Genomic DNA, 3,034 nt, shown 5'->3' on the forward strand with positions numbered 1-3,034 from the left:
CCCGCGCGCGAGGCGTGCAGCGGGCCTGCGAAAACAGCCTGAAACGCCTGCGCACCGACCGCATCGATCTCTATCTCTTGCATTGGCCCGGCAGCGTGCCATTGACGGAAACCGTCGCGGCCTTCGAGGCCCTGAAAAAGGCCGGCAAGATCCGCCACTGGGGCGTCAGCAATTTCGACACCGACGAGATGGAAGAGCTGATCGGCCTGCCCGATGGCGGCAATGTCCAGACCAACCAGGTGCTCTACAATTTGGTCCGGCGTGGCCTCGAATTCGATCTGGCGCCCTGGAGCCGGCAGCGCGGCATCCCCTTGATGGCCTATTCTCCGGTCGAGCAGGGTGCGTTGGCGCGCAATGCCAGGCTCGAAGCCATCGCCGGGCGCCACAATGCGACCCCAGCGCAAATCGCCCTGGCCTGGGTGATGCATCAGGAGGGCGTCATCGCCATCCCGAAGGCCAGCAGCGAGGAGCATGTCCGCCAGAATGTCGCTGCGCTCGACATCAAGCTTGCGCCGCAGGACATCGCCGATCTCGACCGCGCCTTCCCGCCACCAGCGCGCAAGCGCGGGTTGGAGATGATCTGACTACGTCCCCGCCAACCCCTTCAGCCGGTAGAGCGCTTCCAGCGCCTCGCGTGGCGTCATTTCGTCCGGGTTGATGTCGCCGAGTGCCGCCCCCAGCGCGTCGCTCTTGACCGGCTTCGGCGCTTCTCGCTTCACCGCCACCGAAAACAATGGAAGATCGTCGACCAGCCGGTTGGTCTTGCCCGAAACTTCGCCCTCTTCCAGTTGGTGCAGCACTTCCTTGGCCCGGTCGACCACCGCTTCCGGCAGGCCGGCCAGCCGCGCCACCTGCACGCCGTAGGAGCGGTCGGCGGCACCCTTGCCGACCTCGTGCAGGAAGACGACGTCGTTTTCCCATTCCTTGACCCGCATGGTGACGTTGGAGAGACGCGCCAGCTTGCCGGCCAGCGAGGTCATTTCGTGGAAATGGGTGGCGAAGATTGCCCGGCAGCGGTTCTTCTCATGCAGATATTCGACCGCCGCCCAGGCGATCGACAGGCCATCGAAAGTGGCGGTGCCGCGGCCGATCTCGTCGAGGATCACCAGTGCGCGCTCGCCGGCCTGGTTGAGGATCGCTGCCGTCTCGACCATCTCGACCATGAAGGTCGAGCGGCCGCGCGCCAGATCGTCCGAGGCGCCGACACGCGAGAACAGCCGGTCGACGACGCCGATATGGGCCGATGTCGCCGGCACGAACGAGCCGGTCTGGGCCAGGATGGCGATCAGCGCGTTTTGCCGCAGGAATGTCGATTTACCGCCCATGTTCGGGCCGGTCAAAAGCCAGATCGCGCCGTTCCGGGCAGCTCCCTCCGGCGACAGGTCGCAATCATTGGCGACGAACGGGCCTTCGCCGGAGCGGCGCAAGGCCTGTTCGACCACCGGATGCCGCCCGCCCGTAATCTCGAAGGCAAGGCTCGAATCCACCACCGGCCGGCACCAGGCTTCGCTTTCCGACAGAAGCGCGAGCGCCGCGGAGACATCGAGCACGGCCAGCGCATCGGCGCCGGCACGGATCTTCTCCGCTTCGCCGACCGCTTCCGTCGTCAGCGCCTCGAAGGCGGCCAGTTCGATGTTGAGCGCCCGGTCGGCGGCATTGGCGATCTTGGTCTCGAGCTCGGCAAGCTCGGTCGTGGTAAAGCGCATGGCGTTGGCCATGGTCTGGCGGTGGATGAAGCGCGCCTTGGCGCCATCGCTGCCGGTCATCACAGCATGGTGGTTGGCGGTCACCTCGATATAGTAGCCGAGCACATTGTTGTGCCGGATTTTCAGCGAGCGGATGCCGGTCTCGTCGATCAGCGAGCGTTCCAGCCCGGCGATCACCTTTCGCGATTCGTCGCGCAGCGCCCGCATCTCGTCGAGATCGGCATGGTAGCCGCCACGAACGAAGCCGCCGTCGCGCTTGAGCAGCGGCAGTTCGTCGCCAAGTGCCTGCATCAGATGCTGCGAAAGCGCTTGGGGCAGTGCATGGATGGCGGCCAATGCCGCCGCAAGTTCCGGGGGCAGGGCGGTCGCGGCAAAGATTTCGGCGATCGCGCCTGCCGCCTCGAAGCCGGCGCGCAGCGCGCCAAGGTCGCGCGGCCCACCCCGGTTGAGCGCCAGCCTGGACAGCGCGCGGGGCATGTCGGCAACGCTCTTCAGGCTCGACCGCACCGCCTGGCAAAGTCGCGTTTCGGAACGAAAGAACGACACTGAGTCCAGCCTGGCGCCGATCGCCGCCGGGTCGGTCAGCGGCGCCATCAGCCGGTCGGCGAGCAGCCTTGCGCCGCCGCCGGTCACCGTGCGGTCGATCGCCTTGAACAGCGAGCCTTCGCGGCTGCCCGACAGCGTGCGCAGCAGTTCCAGATTGCCGCGTGTCGCCGGATCGATGAACAGGGTCGAACCCTGCTCCTCGCGTTCGGGCCGCGACAGCGGCGGGCGCTCCGCTTTCTGCGTCTTCTCGACATAGGCAATGGCGCCCGAGATCGCCGACAGTTCGGCGCGCGAAAAGGCGCCAAAACTGTCCGGCGTCGCCACATCGAAGAAGCGGGCGATGCGCCCTGTCGCCGACGCCGAATCGAACAGTGACGGTGGTTGCGGGCTGGCGACGCGGCCGAGCACGTCGAACACCGGCTTCAGCTCCGGATCGTGGAACACTGGCTCGGCAACGATCAACTCACGCGGATCGACACGGAAGATGTCAGCCAAAAGCCGGTCGGCGGTGGTGTCGGTGACGCGGAAGGCGCCGGTCGAGATGTCGATCCAGGCCAGCGCAAAGGAGTGGTCCGCTCCGCCTTTCACCCGCCCCAGCGCCATCAGGAAGCTCGATTCCGACGGCGCCAGCAATTTGTCCTCGGTGATGGTGCCTGGTGTCACCAGCCGCACCACATCGCGGCGCACCACCGATTTGCCGCCGCGTTTCTTCGCCTCGGCCGGATCCTCGATCTGTTCGCAGACGGCAACGCGGAAACCCTGGCCGATCAGCTTCTGCAGAT

2 protein-coding genes are annotated in these 3,034 nt (G+C 66.3%); one reads left to right on the forward strand and one right to left on the reverse strand.

Annotated features, from left to right (window positions below; translation table 11 throughout):
* Window positions 1–584 (forward strand): aldo/keto reductase (locus tag EN884_RS31085; RefSeq protein ID WP_164895265.1); only part of this gene is annotated, 584 nt, incomplete at its 5' end.
* Here the strand turns inward: EN884_RS31085 and mutS are convergent.
* Window positions 585–3,034: DNA mismatch repair protein MutS (mutS, locus tag EN884_RS31090; RefSeq protein ID WP_128360941.1), on the reverse strand; the 2,450-nt coding region annotated here is incomplete at its 5' end.

Source organism: Mesorhizobium sp. M7A.F.Ca.AU.001.01.1.1, assembly GCF_004022735.1.
Lineage (GTDB): Bacteria > Pseudomonadota > Alphaproteobacteria > Rhizobiales > Rhizobiaceae > Mesorhizobium > Mesorhizobium ciceri.